Here is a 15,682-nt window from a genome sequence, read left to right as displayed (position 1 = left end):
GGCCTGCTCAGCGGCTAGAAGGCCACACGGACCTGACCGTGAACGCCGAACTGCGAACTGTAGGTGGAGGTGTAAAAACGGTTGGCGTCCAGGAAAGTGCTGACCGTGGGCGTGTCCAGGTAGCTCAAGGTGAGCGAAACAGACCCAGGCTGCCCTTGCAGGGCGAACAGGTGCAGGACCGTGAGGTCGGTGCGGCCATAGCGGTTCTCATACACGCCATCTCCGCTGGACGCATAGTAGGCCGCCGACACCCGCCAAGCATCGGACACCGCCAGGCTCAGGCCCGCCGCGCCGCTGTGCCGGGAGTACTGCGCCATCTCCTGGGCATGCGTGGCCTCGCGGTTGAGCAGGTAGGCATAGCTGAGCCAGCCCGACCAGCGCCGCGACAGATCCCACCGGGCTTGCAACTCCGTCCCGGTCAGCCGAACGCCGCCCGAGTTGTCGGGCGTGAACTCGCTGATGGACAGGCGCCCCGCGACCAGGCGGCTCAGGTGGTCGTCGAACAAGCGCGCATCCAGCGTCAAACCCATCGGCCGCAGGATCAGCAGATAACCCAGTTCACGCGACCAGTTCTGCTCGCTGGCCAGCTCGGTCTTGGCCTGCGCGGCCAGGAAAAGGCGGCCCGTCCGCTGATCATCGATCGGCACCGTCAGGTCGCGCAGGGTGTAGCTCCAGTTGGCCCGCTCCTCGAACAGGTCCGGGGTGCGCGTGCCTTTGGACACCACGGCACGCACCGTCTGGTTCTCGCTCAACCGTGCATTGAGCGCGACGCGCGGCGAGAAGGTGCTGCCGCTCAAGGAGTTGGACTCGCCGTAGCCACCCACGTTGGCCGTGAGCCAGTCGAGAGGTCGGTACTCCGCGTGCGCGAACATCCATTGCACATGGTTGCTGACGGTGCCGCCGAAGTAGGTTTCGCTGCTCGCCCTTTGCTCGCGCAGGCCCAGGCCTGCCACCACGCGCAAGGCTTGCGAAAAGACATAGGTGTCCTGGAACTCGATCTGGGTGCGCGACTCGGAACCATCCTGGTTCGCCTTGCCGCACGAGGTGTTGAGCACCGCTGCCAACAGGCCCAGCGGGCCCAGGCCCGATGCCCTCGTCTGAATCTGCTGAACCAGCTGGAGGTCCCGCGCCGAGATGCTGGTGGGCGGCTCCGTGCCCAGCACCAAGGCGGAGACCAAGGCCGGGTTCGATTGGTAAAGCTCGCCCACCTCCGGCCAGAACGCAGCCTGCGGCCAGCACGTGGACCACCGCTGCTTGGCCCGGGTGGTGGCGTGCGACACATCCACCTTCACCTCATGCGTGGACGTCAGCGACTTGGTCCACCGCGCACTGAGCTGTCCGGCGTTGATCTGGTGGTCCGGGTAGCTGACCTGGAAAATGTCCGTGGAGTCTTCCTGCTTGCCGCCCACGTAAGCGGCCTGCACATCCAGCGAGGACCCGTCGGCCAGATCGTGCAGGGCCCGCAGGTTTAGGCGGTGCAGGTTGCTGCTGTCGTGCGCGCCCCCCACGAAGGTGCTGGACTCGTACCCCGCATTGCGCTGGGTGCTGGCCGTGGCCCGCAAGCTGGTCGAACCCACGGTGGTGGCCAGGCGCACGGTGGTGTTCAGCGTGTCGTGCGGACCGGACGTCACGGCCACCAAGGCGCGTTCGACGTCCTTGGGGTGCTTGGTCAGGATGTTGATGACCGCGGTCATCGAATTGGGCCCATAGGCGGACGAGTCAGGGCCACGGATCACCTCGATGCGGTCGATGTCTTCGAGGGCCACTGGCAACAAGTTCCACTCCACCTGGGAAAAAGCCGGCAAGTAGGCAGACACGCCATCGACAAGCACGTTCAGTCGCCGTGGCGCCACGGCGGCGGTGCCGTGGAAGTTGATCCGGTAGTCATTGCCGCGGGCCTGCGACACCGCCATGCCCGGCACCATGCGCAAAGCCTCCTCGATGCGCGTGATGCCATGGCGTCGCAAGGTCTCGGCGGTGATGACGGTGACACTGGCGGGCACATCGGACAGGGATTGGCGCAAACGGGTCGGGGTGATCACCAGCGGGTAGGCGGTGTCGCTGACGTCGACGTCGACCCCGTCCGCCTGCACACTGCCGACCATGCCGCAAAGCACGAGGGGCACGGTGCACAAGGGCGTCAGGAGTCGGGAAAGGTACTGCTTGAGGTTCATGAAAAGAAAAGAAAGCTCAGGGCTCGATCAGGCCGCAACGCACCGCCAACAAGGTGATGTCGGCGGGACGATGAATGCCCAGGTGGTCCTTGATCGACTGGCTGGTCATGCTGATGGTTTTGGGGGAAAGGTTCAACTGCGAGGCGATCTCGGCGTTGGTGAGGCCTTGCGCCATGAGCTTGAAGACATCGACTTCGCGCGGCTGCAGCTTGGCCAGCGGTGACTCGTCGCCACGCACGCTCATCAAGGCCAGGCGGTTGGCGATGCTGGGCATGAAGACCGTTTCGCCCTGGTGCACCTTGACGATGGTGTCGGCCAGGTCCGTGGGGTCGGTGTTCTTGGTGACGAAAGCCTTGGCGCCGCGCTTGTAGGCTTCGCGCACCACCTCGTCCTGGTCAAACTGGGTGTAGACGATGACCTTGGCCGACAACTGCCGGGCCTGCAAATCCTGCAGCACGTCGAGGCCGCCGATGCCGCCATCGCCGAAGCGCAAGTCGAGGACCAGCACGTCAGGCTGGAGCGACACCCAGGTGTCCACCACGGCCGAGGCCTCACTGGCCGAGCCCACCACCTTCAGCCCGTGACGGGCCAGGACGCTGGTCAGCCCTTCCACGATCAATGGGTGGTCGTCGGCAATCATCACGCTGATCTGGGTCATGGCGTCTCTGGGAAGGGTGGACCGAAACGGAATCGGGATGGCGCGGCAGCCACGCGGTGTTGCCTGCCATTGAAGTTACATAAGATTACCAGGACATCGCAAAACGTCAGCCCCCGGGTTGGGCCGAATTCTATCGGCCTGGCAGGGAAAGGGGTGGCCCCTTTTGTGGCGTTCACCGGCCCGCCATGGCCCCACCCCCTGAACAGGGGGAGCCACTCCATTGCCCATTGACAGCCCAAGTACTGCCACTTAGCATTCATTCAGTTGCTACTTAATGGTAATTTAAATACAAACGCGTGGCAACTGCTCAGGGAACCCGTGCTGTCTCAACCCCCTTCGTGGTCATGCCGCGTCGGCGACAGCACGGCATGGGGCGGAACGCCTGGCTTTCCAAGACATCAATGAATGTCGAAAGCCGGGGAGGTTCCGCCCATTTTTTCACCGCGCCAGGCGGATCCAGGTGGTCTTGAGGTCGGTGTACTTGTCCAATGCGTGCAAAGACTTGTCGCGCCCATTGCCCGACTGCTTGACGCCCCCGAAAGGCACGGTGATGTCGTCCTCGTCGTACTGGTTGACGTGGACGGTGCCGGCTTTCAACTCGCGCGCCACGCGGTGCGCGCGGTCGAGGTGCTGCGTCCAGACGCTGGCCTGCAGGCCGTAGGCCGAGTCGTTGGCGAGCGCCACGGCTTCTTCCTCGGTCTTGAAGCGGATCACGCTCAGCACGGGGCCGAAGATCTCTTCTTGCGCGATCTTCATGTCGTTGCGCACGCGGTCGAAGATGGTGGGCTCGACGTAGTAACCACCCGACTCCTGGCGGGCGCGTTGCCCGCCAACCACACAATCGGCGCCCTGCTGCCGGCCCGAATCGATGTAGCCCAACACGTTGTTCATCTGCGCCTCGTCCACCAGCGCCCCCATTTGCGTGCGCGGCGACAAGGGGTCGCCCGGCTGGAAGCGCGTGGTCTGGCCCACCACCGCCGCGACCACGGCATCGGCGATGGATTCGTGGACCAGCAGGCGCGTGGGCGCGTTGCACGACTCGCCCTGGTTGTAGAACACCGCCCCCGCCACGGCCTGCGCGGCCCGGTCCAGGTCGTCAAAATCTTCGAACACGATGAAGGCCGACTTGCCGCCCAGCTCGTTGAACACACGCTTGAGGTTGCTTCGGCCCGCGTATTCCAGCATCTTGCGGCCCACGCGGGTGGAGCCGGTGAAGCCCAATGCATCGACGTCCATGTGCAGGGCCAGTGCCTCGCCCGCCTCGTGGCCATGCCCGGGCACCACACTGAAAACGCCCTCGGGCAAGCCGGCCTGCAAGGCCAGCTCGGCCAGTCGCATCGCCGTGAGCGGTGATTTTTCAGAGGGCTTGAGGACCAGGCTGTTGCCCGTGGCCAGGGCCGGCCCGATCTTCCAGGCCGACATCAGCATGGGGTAGTTCCAGGGCACGATGGCCCCCACCACGCCCACGGGTTCGCGCTGGATCAGGGCCAGGGCGTTGGCCGGTGTGGGCGCGATCTCGTCGTAGACCTTGTCGATGGCCTCGGCGTACCAGGCAATGCAGCGCGCCGCGCCAGGCACGTCGGCATCCAGGCTGAACTGGATGGGCTTGCCCATGTCCAGGGTTTCGAGCAAGGCCAGCTCTTCCTTGTTCTGCAGGATGAGTTCGGCAAAGCGCTGCAGCACGCGCTTGCGCACGGCGGGCGGCTGGCGCGCCCAGATGCCGCTGTCGAAGCTGCGCCGGGCGACGGCCACGGCCAGATCGATGTCGGCGGCGCGGCCGCGGCTGACCTGGGCCAGGAGACGCCCATCGATGGGCGAGCGGCATTCGAAGACCTCGCCCGCCTGGGCCTCGACGCGTTGCCCGTCGATCAGGGCGCGCCCGTCCGGCGTGATGTCCAGTGCGAGCCGGTGCCAAGGGGACGTGAGGGGTCGCTCGGTCTCGGATGGTGTCATGCGCAGCCTCCTGAAGCATCAACGTGGCCCCCACTCTAGCCCACATTCAGGCCACAATCAGGGCCATCGCCAACTCCAGAAAAAGGCAGTGCAATGCCAGTGATCGTTGTCGCCAATCCCAAGGGAGGCGTGGGCAAATCCACCCTGTCCAGCAACATCGCGGGCCACCTGGCCCAGCAAGGTCACAGCGTTCTGCTGGGTGACATCGACCGGCAGCAGTCCTCGCGGCTGTGGCTGCAACTGCGGCCGGGCAACGTGCCGAAGATCGAGGCCTGGGAGGTGGACGAGCAGTTCGTGGCCAAGCCGCCCAAGGGCGTGACACACGTGGTGCTGGACACCGCGGCCGGCCTGCATGGCAAGCAGCTGGATGCCGTGATGAAGATCGCCGACAAGGTCATCATCCCGCTGCAGGCCAGCGTGTTCGACATCTACCCGACGCGGGACTTCATCGCCAAGTTGCACAAGGGCCGCCGGTCCGACAAGGTGCAGCTGGCCGTGGTGGGCAACCGCATCAAGGAACACACCAAGGCGACCGAGCACCTGCGCGAGTTCCTGGCCACGCTGGACGTGCCGGTGCTGACCCTGCTGCGCGACACGCAGAACTACGCCCACCTGGCCGCGCACGGCTTGACGCTGTTCGACGTGGCCCCCGCCAAGGTCGAGAAGGACCTCGAGCAGTGGACCCCGATCACGACCTGGCTGAAGGGCTGATTCAGAAGCTGACCAGCACCGAGGTGCCGATCAGCTGGTTGTTCTTCTTGTAGCCGCCGTCTTTGGCATCGAGGAACACCGGGCCGCTGGCGTGGTCGAAGCGGTACTCGAACTTGAAGGTGGTGTTCAGGTTGTAGAGGTAGCTCAGGCCGAAGGTGAGCGCGCTGCGGTTGACGCCACGGTCGGGCGTGTCATAGATGGGATCGCCATTGATGTCCAAGCCCGAGACCGCCGGCCCCAGGCCATTGCGATCATCTGCGGCGGTGTAGCCCAACAAGCCGCCACCGTTCTTGCGGTTGTTGATGAAGTCGGCGCGCACGGTGCCTTCCAGGCGCGGTTCGAACTTGTAGGCGGCCAGGGCCGACACGCCCCACCAGTGCGAGTCGCGCAGATCACCGGTGGCGGCATCGGCCGATACCGCCGCATTGGCTTGGCGCCCATAGCTGACCTGTCCTTGCACGGTCCAGTCACCCCGGATGAAGTAGGCATCGAGTTCGAACAGATCGATGCGCGTGTCCCTGGTCGAGTAGGCCTCTGCCGAGATCGGATTGATCGCGGCATTGCCATCGTCATCGAAGGCGCGGAAGTTGGCGGCCTTGCCATGCACCCCCGCGAAGCCAAACCCCTGGAACTCGCCCTTGGCGTAGTCCACGCGGTAGGCCAGGCCCGGCGAGGTTTCACGCTGACCGCGCTTGCTGGCGTTCACATTGGCCAGCACGACCTTGCTCAGCCACTTGCCGCGCGTGACCTCCAGGCCCGCGCCGGTGTAGGCCGTGGGCAGGGTGAAGTCGAACAGCAGGTTGTGGGTGATCAGCTTGTTCAAGGTGGGCTGCAGGTACTCGTAGCCCGACCAGTCCGGGATCTGGCCCGCGATCAGGCGCGTCTGCAGGTCGGTGAGCGGGATGGACACCGAGGCCTCGTGGATGGGCGAATTGCCATCGAACACCGAGCCCACGCCGCGGTTGGGCGCCAGGGTCAGGCGCCAGCGCGAGCCGCCGTCGGTCTCCTTGGTGAAGTCGATCACCGCCGCGCCGAAGTAGGAGTTGTCGTAGTTGTAGCCATCGCCGCCATTGCCCAAGTCCACCCGGTTCAGGAACTGGAAGCCCGCCCGGTCCTGGCGCTGGTTGTAGATGAAGGTCGGGTCCATGTAGCCGCTGATCTTCAGGTTCTTCAAACCCAGGGCATCGCGCGAGTCTTCCATGGCCTCGGCCTTGACGGCGATGCGGTTGAAGTCCTGTTGCTGCTGCTCCGTCATGCCCTGCGGGGTTTCGGCGATCTTGGCGTCCTGCGCTTCGAGCTTCTTTTCCAGCTCGGCCACACGCGACTTGAGCGCCTTCAGCTCGTTGAGGATGTCTTCGTTGACACCGGCATGGGCCACGGCGGGGAAGGCCAGGCAGACGGCCAGGGCCACGGGCAACAGGGCAAGGCGTGTGGGGCGGATCATGGGCAAACCTCCTTGAAATGGGTGTGTTGATTCGTTGTTGGATGTCGTCAGGATCGGGCGGCTTGCGCGGTCTCACGGGCCTTGCGGCGCTCGGCGCGGGCCAGCGCGTAACTGCCACCGATCACGGCCAACGACACCACGGCGATGACCACCGTGGCCACCGCGTTCACGCTGGGATCGACGCCCAGCTTGGCGCGCGAAAAGATCACCAGGGGCAAGGTGGTGGAGCCGGGCCCGGACAGGAAGGCGGCCAAGACCACGTCGTCCAGCGACAGGGTGAAGGTCAGCAACCAGGCCGACAGCAGGGCCTGCGAAATCATGGGCAAGGTGACGAGGTACAAGACCTGCACGGGCTTGGCGCCGAGGTCGAGGGCGGCTTCTTCGAGCTGCGGGTTCAGCCCTTGCAGGCGCGCCTGGACCACCACCGTGGCATAGGCCATGCCGACCAGCAGGTGGCCCGCCCAGATGGTGCCCATGCCCCGCTCGGGGAAGCCCAGCCAGCGCTGCACCGACACCAGCATCAAGAGCAGCGACAGGCCGACGATGACCTGCGGCATCACCAGCGGTGCGTTGACCATGCCGACCATCAGCGTGCGTCCGAGGAAACGCCTGTACCGCGTCAGGGCCAAGGCGGCCAGGGTGCCCAGCACGGTGGCCGCCGTGGCCGTCATGAAGGCGATGCGGATCGACAGCCACAGGCCCTCGAGGATCTCGCGGTCGTTCGCCAGCTCGTGGAACCACTTCAGGGTGGCACCGCCCCACACGGTGGGCAGGGGCGAATCGTTGAAGGAATAGCCGACCAGGGCCACGATGGGCAGGTACAGGAAGGCCAACACCGCCGCCATCCAGCCGAGCGGCAACCAGGCGCGGCGTTGGGGGTGGCCGGCACTCATGCGCGGGCCTCCTGCTCATCGGCCTTGGCTTGGCTGAACAAGGCCAGCGGCACCAGGATCAAGAGCACCATCACCACCGCCACGCTGGAGGCCATGGGCCAGTCGTTGTTGGCAAAGAACTCATCCCACAGCACGCGGCCGATCATCAAGGTCTGCGGGCCGCCCAACAGCTCGGGCACCACGTACTCGCCCACACAAGGAATGAACACCAGCATCGAACCCGCCAGGATGCCGGGGCGCGACAAGGGCACGGTCACTTTCCAGAAGGCCACCCAGGGCGAGGCACCCAGGTCGTGTGCGGCTTCCAACAGGCGGCCATCCTGCTTGGAGAGGTTGGCGTACAGGGGCAGGATCATGAAGGGCAGGTAGGCGTAGACCATGCCCAGCACCAATGAGAACGCCGAGTTCAGGTACTGCCCCGGCCCGGCGGTCACCCCGAAGGCCACCAGCACCTGGTCGACGTGCAAGGCATTCAGCACCACGGCCACCCAGCCGCCTTCGGCCAGCAGGCCTTTCCACGCGTACACGCGCAGCAGGAAGGAGGTCCAGAAGGGCAGCATCACCATCATCAGCAACGCGGGTTGCGCCGCCTTGCTGGCGCGCCCCATGAAGTAGGCGAAGGGGTAGCCCAGCAGCAGGCACACGGTCGTGGTGATGGCGGCGTACTTCAGGCTGGCCAGGTAGGTCTTCACGTACAGCGCGTCCTGCGCCAGGAAGCTGTAGTTGGACAGCTTGAAGCCGGCCAGCTTGCCGGCCATGTCCATGTCGGACACGCTGATCCGCAGCACGATCAGGAACGGCAGCAAAAAGAACAGCAGCAGCCACACGAGGGGAATGCCGATGATGGTGCGGTCGAGCGCTTTCATGGGCGCGGCCTAGCGGGTCAGCACCACTTGGGCTGAAGGCGACCACCACGCCCAGGCTTCATCGCCTTGGGCCAGGGTGTCATCAGGGTGGCGTTCGCTGTTGCTCTGGCTCACCTTCAAGGTCTGGCCGCTGGGCAGTTGCAGGTGGTAGACCGTGTAGCTGCCGAAGTAGGCGATGTCGCGCACGCGGCCCTGCACCTGGTTGAGGGGCACCAGTGGCTGTGCGGGCGGGAGGTGGCGCCCCAGTCGGATCTTCTCGGGGCGCACGGCCAGCGCGCCTTCCATCACATTGACGTTGCCGATGAATTCGGCGACGAAACGCGTGGCGGGGTTCTCGTAGATGTCGCGCGGCGCGCCCACCTGCAGGATGCGGCCTTCGCTCATCACGGCGATGCGGCCGGCCATGGTCATGGCCTCTTCCTGGTCGTGGGTCACCATCACGCAGGTCACACCCACCGACTTGAGGATGTGCACCAGCTCGATCTGGGTTTCCTCGCGCAGCTTCTTGTCGAGTGCGCCCAGGGGTTCGTCCAGCAGCAACAATGAAGGCTGGCGTGCCAGGCTGCGGGCCAGGGCCACGCGCTGCTGCTGCCCGCCCGACAACTGGTGCGGCTTGCGCTGCGCCAGCTTGCCCAGCTGCACCAGCTTGAGCATGGCCTCGACCCGCTCGCTGACCTGCGCCTTGGGCAGGCCTTCGCGCTTCAGGCCAAAGGCGATGTTGTCCCACACGCTCAGGTGCGGGAACAGGGCGTAGGACTGGAACATCATGTTCAGCGGCCGCTCGTGCGGCGCCAGCTTCACCAGGTCTTGCCCGTTCAACAGGATGCTGCCCGACGTGGGCGTCTCGAAGCCCGCCAGCAGGCGCAGCAGCGTGGACTTGCCGCAGCCGCTGGAGCCGAGCAAGGCGAAGATCTCGCCCTGCGCGATCTCCAGGCTCACGTGATCAACCGCCCTGAAAGGCGCGCCGCCCGCGCTGGCGCCGAAGTCCTTGACGACCTCGCTGATGCTGAGGAAAGCGCTCACAGGCCCGTCTTGAAGGAGGTGTAGATGCGCGTCATCTGGCGGCGCAAATCGTTGTTGATGGCCTCGGGCATGGCCATTTTCTTCATGTCGGACTCGGAGGGGAACACGGCCGGGTCGTTGGCCACCTCGGGCTTGAGCAACTTGCGCGCGGCCAGGTTGGGGTTGGCGTAGAAGACCTTGTTGGTCAGCCCCGCGTGCACCTCGGGCCGCATGATGTAGTTGATGAACTTGTGCGCGTTGTCGGGGTGCGGCGCATCCACCGGGATCACCATGGTGTCCATGAACACCACGCCGCCGGTCTTGGGGATCAGGGTCTGGATGTTCTGCCCGGTCTTGCCTTCGATGGCGCGGGCGCGGGCAATGTTCATGTCACCCGACCAGCCCAGCGCCAGGCAGATCGAGCCGTTGGCCATGTCGTTGATGTAGCCCGACGAGCTGAACAAGGTCACGTAAGGGCGGATGGCCTTGAGCATGGGGCCCACGGCCTGGTAGTCGGCGATGTTCTTGCTGTAGGCGGGCTTGCCCATGTAGTGCAGCGAGGCCGGGATGACTTCGCTGGCGGCATCCAGGATGGACACGCCGCAGCTCTTGAGCTTGCTGATGTACTCGGGCTTGAAGACCAGGTCCCAGGCGTTGTCGGGCATGGGCGTGCTGCCCAGCGCGGCCTTGACCTTGTCGACATTGATGCCCACGGTGGTGAAGCCCCAGAGCCAGTCGGCCATGTACTGGTTGCCAGGATCGAGCCTGGCCAGCTGCGCCTGGAATTGCGGGTCGAGGTTCTTCAGGTTGGGCAGCTTGGACTTGTCGAGCTTTTGCAGCAGGCCCCCATCGGCCTGCATCTTGGCCCAGTACGACGAGGGCATGACCACGTCGTAACCCGTCTTGCCGGCCACCAGCTTGGCGTGCACCACTTCGTTGCTGTCGAAGTTGTCGTAGCGCACCTTGATGCCGAATTCCTTCTCGAAATTGGCGATGGTGTCGGGTGCGATGTAGTTGGACCAGTTGTAGACGTTGAGCACTTTCTCTTCGTCGGCACGGGCGGGCACGGTGGCCAGCAGAGACAGGGCTGAAAAGATTGACAGAACCAGCGTCGTGGGACGGATCATGAAGTCGCTCTCCTGAAATGTGGTCGCTCGGGTCTCGGGCCCAAGGTGGTGAGGCGTATTGTTTCGCAAGATACGGGCCTGCCGGCATCCGTTTGGAGGCGTTGGGGAATTGCCAACAGTCGGGCTACATCCGGTCACCACTTGGGGCCTTCTCGCCGGGCCGTTTTCGCGGTCAAATCCGCGGGCCGCTTCAGGCACCACGATCAGGGAGCCCGCCATGTCATTCAGAGACCTGTTCCGCCTTGCGCCCTCAAAGGCCGCCACCTGGCTTGGCTGCCTGGCCTTGCTGGGCGCCACGGGCGTTCACGCACACGGCGTGCCCCAGCGCCACCTCTACCCCATCGGCGGCGGCTACGACACCGCGCTGCGCGGCTTCGCCACCGAAGTCATCAAGCATGCGCGCGGCCCGGCGGTCAACATCACCGTGCTGCCTGCCGCCTTCGCCGACGACCCGGTGCTGCCAGAAGACCCCGGCATCCTGGCCGAAGACGTTCAGGCCCTCCAGGACGCCTGCGACGCCGTGGTCGACAAAGTCGCCTTCCCTGCCGGGTGCGCCGTGGACTCGCAACCCCTGTACGTGGCGGCCGACGCCAGCAACCCCGCCATCGTCAACGCGTTGAGCCAACCGGTGCTCGACGGTGTGTTCTTCACGGGGGGCGACCAGGGATACGCCATGCGCATCCTGGCCAAGACCCCGGCCGAAGCGGCCTTGTCAGTGGGCGCCCAGCGTGGCTTGGTCGTGGGGGGCACCAGCGCCGGCGCCGCCATCCAGTCGCTGGCCCTGAACGCGGGCTACACCGAGGCGGGCGACTCGACCAACGCCTTGCAGAAGGCCTCGATCGACCTTTGGTTCGGCACCCCCGACACCTCACGCGGGCTGATCTTCGGCTCCCGCCGGCTCCTCATCGACGAGCACGTCTACTCGCGTGGGCGGCTGGGGCGCATGCTCAACGCGTCGGCCCAATCGGTCGATGCCCTCGGCCAGGGTGGCTTGCTCGGCCTGGGCTTCGACTACGACACGGGCGGCGCCGTCACGCACGACCGCTGGCTGGGTGCCGTGTCCGGCGTGTCCTCGGGCGTGGTGGTTGATTTCCAAACCGCTGGGGCACGCCACACCTGGCGCGGGCCAAACTCGGCGCTGTCGGCCCGCCGCATCCTGACCCACCTGCTGCCGCCTGGCCAGGGCATCGGCTTCGACCTGTGGGCTCGCACGCCCTGGCTGGCAGGCCGGCCGCTGCCCTGGCGTGGCGGTCGGCACGACCCAGCCCTGACGCTCCGCGCTCGCCATCCCGCCACCTTGATCCTGGGCGGCGATGTGTCGGAAGACCTGGGAGGTCCCGTCATCAAGACCTTGGTGCGCCTGGCTTCGGCGCGGCACCGCGTGGGCGGCCAGTTCGTGGTGGTCGCGGCAGGACACGCCACACCCGCCGATGCGCAGGCCAGTGCCAGCCTCTACGCCCAGGCCTTGGTCGCCGCAGGCTGGCGGGGCACGACCCGCACGGTGGTCCATGGCCAAGCGCCTCTGAACGCCACATCCCTTCAAAACCTGGCCGGCGTGCTGCTGGTGGGTGGCGACCAGTCCCTGTTGGACAGCGCCCTGGGCGACCTCCAGTTCCGCGCCTTTGTCGACCAGGCGCTGCGCCGCGCAGGCGTGGTGATGCTGGACCACGCCATGACGGCGGCGGCCGGCGAGCACTTCGACGCCATCGGTGAGGACGCCTCGGCCGACGACGCCATCGCCGCCTTCACCACCCGGCACGCGGTGCTCAAGCCCGGCCTGGGCCTGGTGCGGGGCGCCGCCTTCGAGCCGCGCCTTCAGATCGACAAGCGCTGGGGCCGGCTCTACGGCATCGGGGCGCAGCGCCCACAAACGGGCGTTTACGGCATCAGCGAATCAAGCGCCATCGTGCTGACCGGCCACCGTGCGCTCGTCGTCGGCCAGAACCCCGTGGTCTCGCTGGACGCGCGCCGAGCCACCTTCGTGAATGGCGACAACGGCGCGCTGGGCGCCTTCAACGTGCTGCTGGACGTGCACGAGCCCTTTGAAGACCTGAACCGCTGAGGGGCCCTACACCAGGCCGCGCTGTTGAACCTCGGCCCAGGTCAGGTCGAGGCAGCGGCGGATCAGGGTCACCATCTCGTCGATCTGCGCACAGCTCAGCACCAAGGGTGGCGCGATGATCATGCGGTCGCCCACGGCGCGCATGATCAGGCCGTTGCCGAAGCAATGCGCGCGGCACAGCATGCCCACCGAGTGCTCGCCGGCAAAGGCCTCGGCGGGCTGGTCAAGCTGCGCCTTGCGCTTGACCAGGCGGATGGCGCCCATCAGCCCGCAGGTCTCGGCCTCGCCCACCAGTGGGTGCTCGGCCAGCTTGGCGTATTGCCGGGCCAGGTAGGGGCCGGTCTCGTCACGCACCCGTTGCACCAGGCCTTGTTCTTCGATCAGCTGCAGGTTGGCCAGGGCCACGGCACAGGCCACCGGGTGGCCGCTGTAGGTGTAGCCGTGGTTGAAATCGCCGCCCTGCTCGATCAGCACGCGCGCCACGCGCTCACCCACCAGCACACCGCCCAAGGGGATGTAGCCCGAGGTGATGCCCTTGGCGAAGGTGATCAGGTCGGGTTGGTAGCCCAGGCGTTCGCAGCCGAACCACTCGCCCGTGCGGCCGAACCCGCAGATCACCTCGTCGGACACCAGCAGGATGCCGTGCCGATCGCAAATGCGCTGGACCTCGGGCCAGTAGGTGTCGGGCGGGATGATGACGCCACCCGCGCCCTGGATGGGCTCGCCAATGAAGGCCGCCACCTTGTCCGCACCAATGGCCTGGATCTTGGCCTCCAGCCACGACGCCGCGCGCAGGCCGAAGTCGTCACGGCTTTCACCGGCTTTGGCGTGCTCGGCCATGTAGGGTTGGTCGATGTGCACGATGCCCGGGATGGGCAAGCCGCCCTGCGTGTGCATGTCGACCATGCCGCCCAGCGACGCCCCCGCCATGGTCGAGCCATGGTACGCGTTCTGCCGGCTGATGATGACGCTGCGCTCGGGCTGGCCCAGCAGGTCCCAGTAGCGGCGCACCATGCGCACGATGGTGTCGTTGCCCTCCGAGCCCGAGCCCGTGAAGAACACGTGCTCGAAGCCCGGCGGACTGAGCTGCGCCAGCTTCTCGGCCAGCGCGATGGCCGGCGGCGTGGCAGTCTGGAAAAAGGCGTTGTAGAAGGGCAAGGTCTCCAGCTGGCGCGTGGCGGCGTCGATCAGCGCGCGCTGACCGTAACCCACATTCACGCACCACAAGCCACTCATGGCATCGAAGATTTTGTGCCCTTCGCTGTCCCACAGGTGGATGCCCTCGGCCTTGGTGATGATGCGCGAGCCTTTGGCGGCCAGGGCCTTGAAGTCGGTGAAAGGGTGCAGGAAGTGGGCGGCGTCGGCGGCTTGCCACTCTGCGGTGGTGCGGGTATGGGGCATGGTGGTGGTCCGTTCAGACATGCAGGAGCAAGTGTTCACGCTCCCACGGTGAGATCACCTTCATGAACTCGGCGTATTCGACTTCCTTGATCTCGGTGTAGACCGTGATGAAGGATTTGCCCAGCACATCGTGCAGGTCGGATTGCTCGCGCAGCAGGCCCAGCGCTTCTCCCAGGCTGCGGGGCAGCTGGAAGTCGCCCAGGTAGGCATCGCCGCGGCATTCGGGCGAGGGCTCGATCTTGTTCTTGATGCCCAGGTAGCCGCAGGCCAGCGTGGCCGCCAGGGCGACGTAAGGGTTGGCATCGGCACCGATGACGCGGTTCTCGATGCGGCGCGCGGCCGGCGTGGCCAGGGGCGCGCGGAAGCCCACGGTGCGGTTGTCCACGCCCCATTGGGTGTTGATGGGCGCGGCCGTGGCGCGGGCCAGGCGCCGGTAGGAGTTGACGTAGGGCGCGAACAGGCCCATGGCCGCCGGCACATAGCGCTGCAGGCCGCCGATGTACCAGTAGAACTCTTTCGAAGGCGTGCCGTCTTCGTTGCTGAAGATGTTGCGGCCCGTCTCTTTGCTGACCACGCTCTGGTGCACGTGCATGGAGCTGCCGGGCTCGTTGGCCATGGGCTTGGCCATGAAGGTGGCGTACATCTCGTGGCGCAGCGCGGCCTCGCGGATGGTGCGCTTGAAGAAGAACACCTCGTCGGCCAAGCCCAGCGGGTGGTCGTGGAAGAAATTGATCTCCATCTGCCCGGCGCCGACTTCGTGGATCAGCGTGTCCACGTTCAGCTCCATCTTCTTGCAGTAGTCGTAGATGTCTTCGAAGAGCGGGTCGAACTCATTCACCGCGTCGATCGAATAGGCCTGGCGCGAGGTCTCGGCGCGGCCACTGCGGCCACGGGGCGGGCGCAGTGGCTGGTTGGGGTCGATGCTGCGTTCGATCAGGTAGAACTCCAGCTCGGGCGCCACCACGGGCGACCAACCTTCGTCGTCGAACAACTGGCACACCCGCCTGAGCACGGACCGCGGCGCATAGGGGATCAGCGCGCCTTCGCGGTCGAAGCAATCGTGGATGACCTGCGCGGTGGGGTCGGTGGCCCAGGGCACGATGCGCACGGTGCTGGGGTCGGGCTGCAGGTGCATGTCCCGGTCGGTGGGGGTGATGACGTCGTAGTAGGGCCCCTCGGAGGGAAACTCGCCCGTCACGCCAATGGCCACGATGGCCTCGGGCAGGCGCATGCCCCGGTCCTCGGTGAACTTCTCGCGCGGCAGGATCTTGCCGCGCGCCACGCCCGTGAGGTCGGGCACCAGGCATTCGATTTCAGTGACGTGCCGCTGGTTGAGCCATTGCTCCAGCTCGCCGAAACTGCTGGGATCCTTGGATTGCATTGCGTCCCTT

The 15,682-nt window shown here is 65.9% G+C and carries 12 protein-coding genes; 2 read left to right on the top strand and 10 right to left on the bottom strand.

The window, feature by feature from the left end:
- Window positions 1-14: 14 nt before the first annotated feature.
- From ACREB4_RS05490 to ACREB4_RS05480, 3 genes are all read right to left on the bottom strand, one after another.
- Window positions 15-2,174, bottom strand: coding sequence for a TonB-dependent receptor plug domain-containing protein (locus ACREB4_RS05490; RefSeq protein ID WP_431587192.1), 2,160 nt, complete (start codon window positions 2,172-2,174; stop codon window positions 15-17).
- Window positions 2,175-2,190: 16 nt separating this feature from the next.
- Window positions 2,191-2,832, bottom strand: coding sequence for a response regulator (locus ACREB4_RS05485; protein WP_431587191.1), 642 nt, complete (start codon window positions 2,830-2,832; stop codon window positions 2,191-2,193).
- A gap of 438 nt (window positions 2,833-3,270) precedes the next feature.
- Complete coding sequence (locus ACREB4_RS05480) at window positions 3,271-4,785, bottom strand: aldehyde dehydrogenase (protein WP_431587190.1); 1,515 nt, start codon at window positions 4,783-4,785, stop codon at window positions 3,271-3,273.
- A gap of 93 nt (window positions 4,786-4,878) precedes the next feature.
- On the opposite strand from ACREB4_RS05480, the gene ACREB4_RS05475 reads away from it, so the two are divergent.
- Window positions 4,879-5,496: an AAA family ATPase gene (locus ACREB4_RS05475; RefSeq protein ID WP_431587189.1), complete on the top strand. Its 618-nt coding sequence runs from the start codon at window positions 4,879-4,881 to the stop codon at window positions 5,494-5,496.
- A gap of 1 nt (window position 5,497) precedes the next feature.
- Here the strand turns inward: ACREB4_RS05475 and ACREB4_RS05470 are convergent, their stop codons facing one another.
- From ACREB4_RS05470 to ACREB4_RS05450, 5 genes are read right to left on the bottom strand one after another with little or no spacing between them, the layout of a single operon-like run.
- Window positions 5,498-6,940, bottom strand: coding sequence for a DUF3138 family protein (locus ACREB4_RS05470; protein ID WP_431587188.1), 1,443 nt, complete (start codon window positions 6,938-6,940; stop codon window positions 5,498-5,500).
- Window positions 6,941-6,987: 47 nt separating this feature from the next.
- Complete coding sequence (locus tag ACREB4_RS05465) at window positions 6,988-7,833, bottom strand: ABC transporter permease (RefSeq protein ID WP_431587187.1); 846 nt, start codon at window positions 7,831-7,833, stop codon at window positions 6,988-6,990.
- Entirely contained in the window at window positions 7,830-8,699 is an 870-nt protein-coding gene (locus ACREB4_RS05460) for an ABC transporter permease (protein ID WP_431587186.1), read from the bottom strand. Before ACREB4_RS05460 ends, ACREB4_RS05465 begins: the two co-directional genes overlap by 4 nt.
- Window positions 8,700-8,708: 9 nt before the next feature.
- Window positions 8,709-9,722 (bottom strand): ABC transporter ATP-binding protein, encoded by a 1,014-nt coding sequence (locus ACREB4_RS05455; protein ID WP_431587185.1) that lies wholly within the window; start codon window positions 9,720-9,722, stop codon window positions 8,709-8,711.
- Window positions 9,719-10,828, bottom strand: a complete 1,110-nt coding sequence (locus ACREB4_RS05450) for a polyamine ABC transporter substrate-binding protein (protein WP_431587184.1) — start codon at window positions 10,826-10,828, stop codon at window positions 9,719-9,721. The genes ACREB4_RS05455 and ACREB4_RS05450 overlap by 4 nt, the downstream gene beginning before the upstream one ends.
- Window positions 10,829-11,045: 217 nt before the next feature.
- Here ACREB4_RS05450 and ACREB4_RS05445 point away from each other — a divergent pair, with 217 nt between their 5' ends.
- On the top strand, window positions 11,046-12,890 hold the full coding sequence (locus tag ACREB4_RS05445; protein WP_431587183.1) for a hypothetical protein: 1,845 nt from the start codon (window positions 11,046-11,048) through the stop codon (window positions 12,888-12,890).
- Window positions 12,891-12,896: 6 nt separating this feature from the next.
- On the opposite strand, the gene ACREB4_RS05440 is transcribed toward ACREB4_RS05445, so the two are convergent.
- On the bottom strand, window positions 12,897-14,291 hold the full coding sequence (locus tag ACREB4_RS05440; protein WP_431587182.1) for an aspartate aminotransferase family protein: 1,395 nt from the start codon (window positions 14,289-14,291) through the stop codon (window positions 12,897-12,899).
- A 13-nt stretch (window positions 14,292-14,304) separates the two neighbouring features.
- Window positions 14,305-15,672, bottom strand: coding sequence for a glutamine synthetase family protein (locus ACREB4_RS05435; protein ID WP_431587181.1), 1,368 nt, complete (start codon window positions 15,670-15,672; stop codon window positions 14,305-14,307).
- Window positions 15,673-15,682 lie beyond the last annotated feature (10 nt).

This window comes from Aquabacterium sp. (assembly GCF_050725395.1).
Lineage (GTDB): Bacteria > Pseudomonadota > Gammaproteobacteria > Burkholderiales > Burkholderiaceae_C > Aquabacterium.
This window is presented reverse-complemented; position numbering and strand designations above follow the sequence as displayed.

Excerpts from the sequence above, each read along its gene's own strand:
- ACREB4_RS05450 (WP_431587184.1), bottom strand. The coding sequence starts at position 10,828 with ATGATCCGTCCCACGACGCTGGTTCTGTCAATCTTTTCAGCCCTGTCT.
- ACREB4_RS05485 (WP_431587191.1), bottom strand. The coding sequence starts at position 2,832 with ATGACCCAGATCAGCGTGATGATTGCCGACGACCACCCATTGATCGTG.
- ACREB4_RS05435 (WP_431587181.1), bottom strand. The coding sequence starts at position 15,672 with ATGCAATCCAAGGATCCCAGCAGTTTCGGCGAGCTGGAGCAATGGCTC.
- ACREB4_RS05480 (WP_431587190.1), bottom strand. The coding sequence starts at position 4,785 with ATGACACCATCCGAGACCGAGCGACCCCTCACGTCCCCTTGGCACCGG.
- ACREB4_RS05460 (WP_431587186.1), bottom strand. The coding sequence starts at position 8,699 with ATGAAAGCGCTCGACCGCACCATCATCGGCATTCCCCTCGTGTGGCTG.
- ACREB4_RS05440 (WP_431587182.1), bottom strand. The coding sequence starts at position 14,291 with ATGCCCCATACCCGCACCACCGCAGAGTGGCAAGCCGCCGACGCCGCC.
- ACREB4_RS05490 (WP_431587192.1), bottom strand. The coding sequence starts at position 2,174 with ATGAACCTCAAGCAGTACCTTTCCCGACTCCTGACGCCCTTGTGCACC.
- ACREB4_RS05475 (WP_431587189.1), top strand. The coding sequence starts at position 4,879 with ATGCCAGTGATCGTTGTCGCCAATCCCAAGGGAGGCGTGGGCAAATCC.
- ACREB4_RS05465 (WP_431587187.1), bottom strand. The coding sequence starts at position 7,833 with ATGAGTGCCGGCCACCCCCAACGCCGCGCCTGGTTGCCGCTCGGCTGG.
- ACREB4_RS05445 (WP_431587183.1), top strand. The coding sequence starts at position 11,046 with ATGTCATTCAGAGACCTGTTCCGCCTTGCGCCCTCAAAGGCCGCCACC.
- ACREB4_RS05470 (WP_431587188.1), bottom strand. The coding sequence starts at position 6,940 with ATGATCCGCCCCACACGCCTTGCCCTGTTGCCCGTGGCCCTGGCCGTC.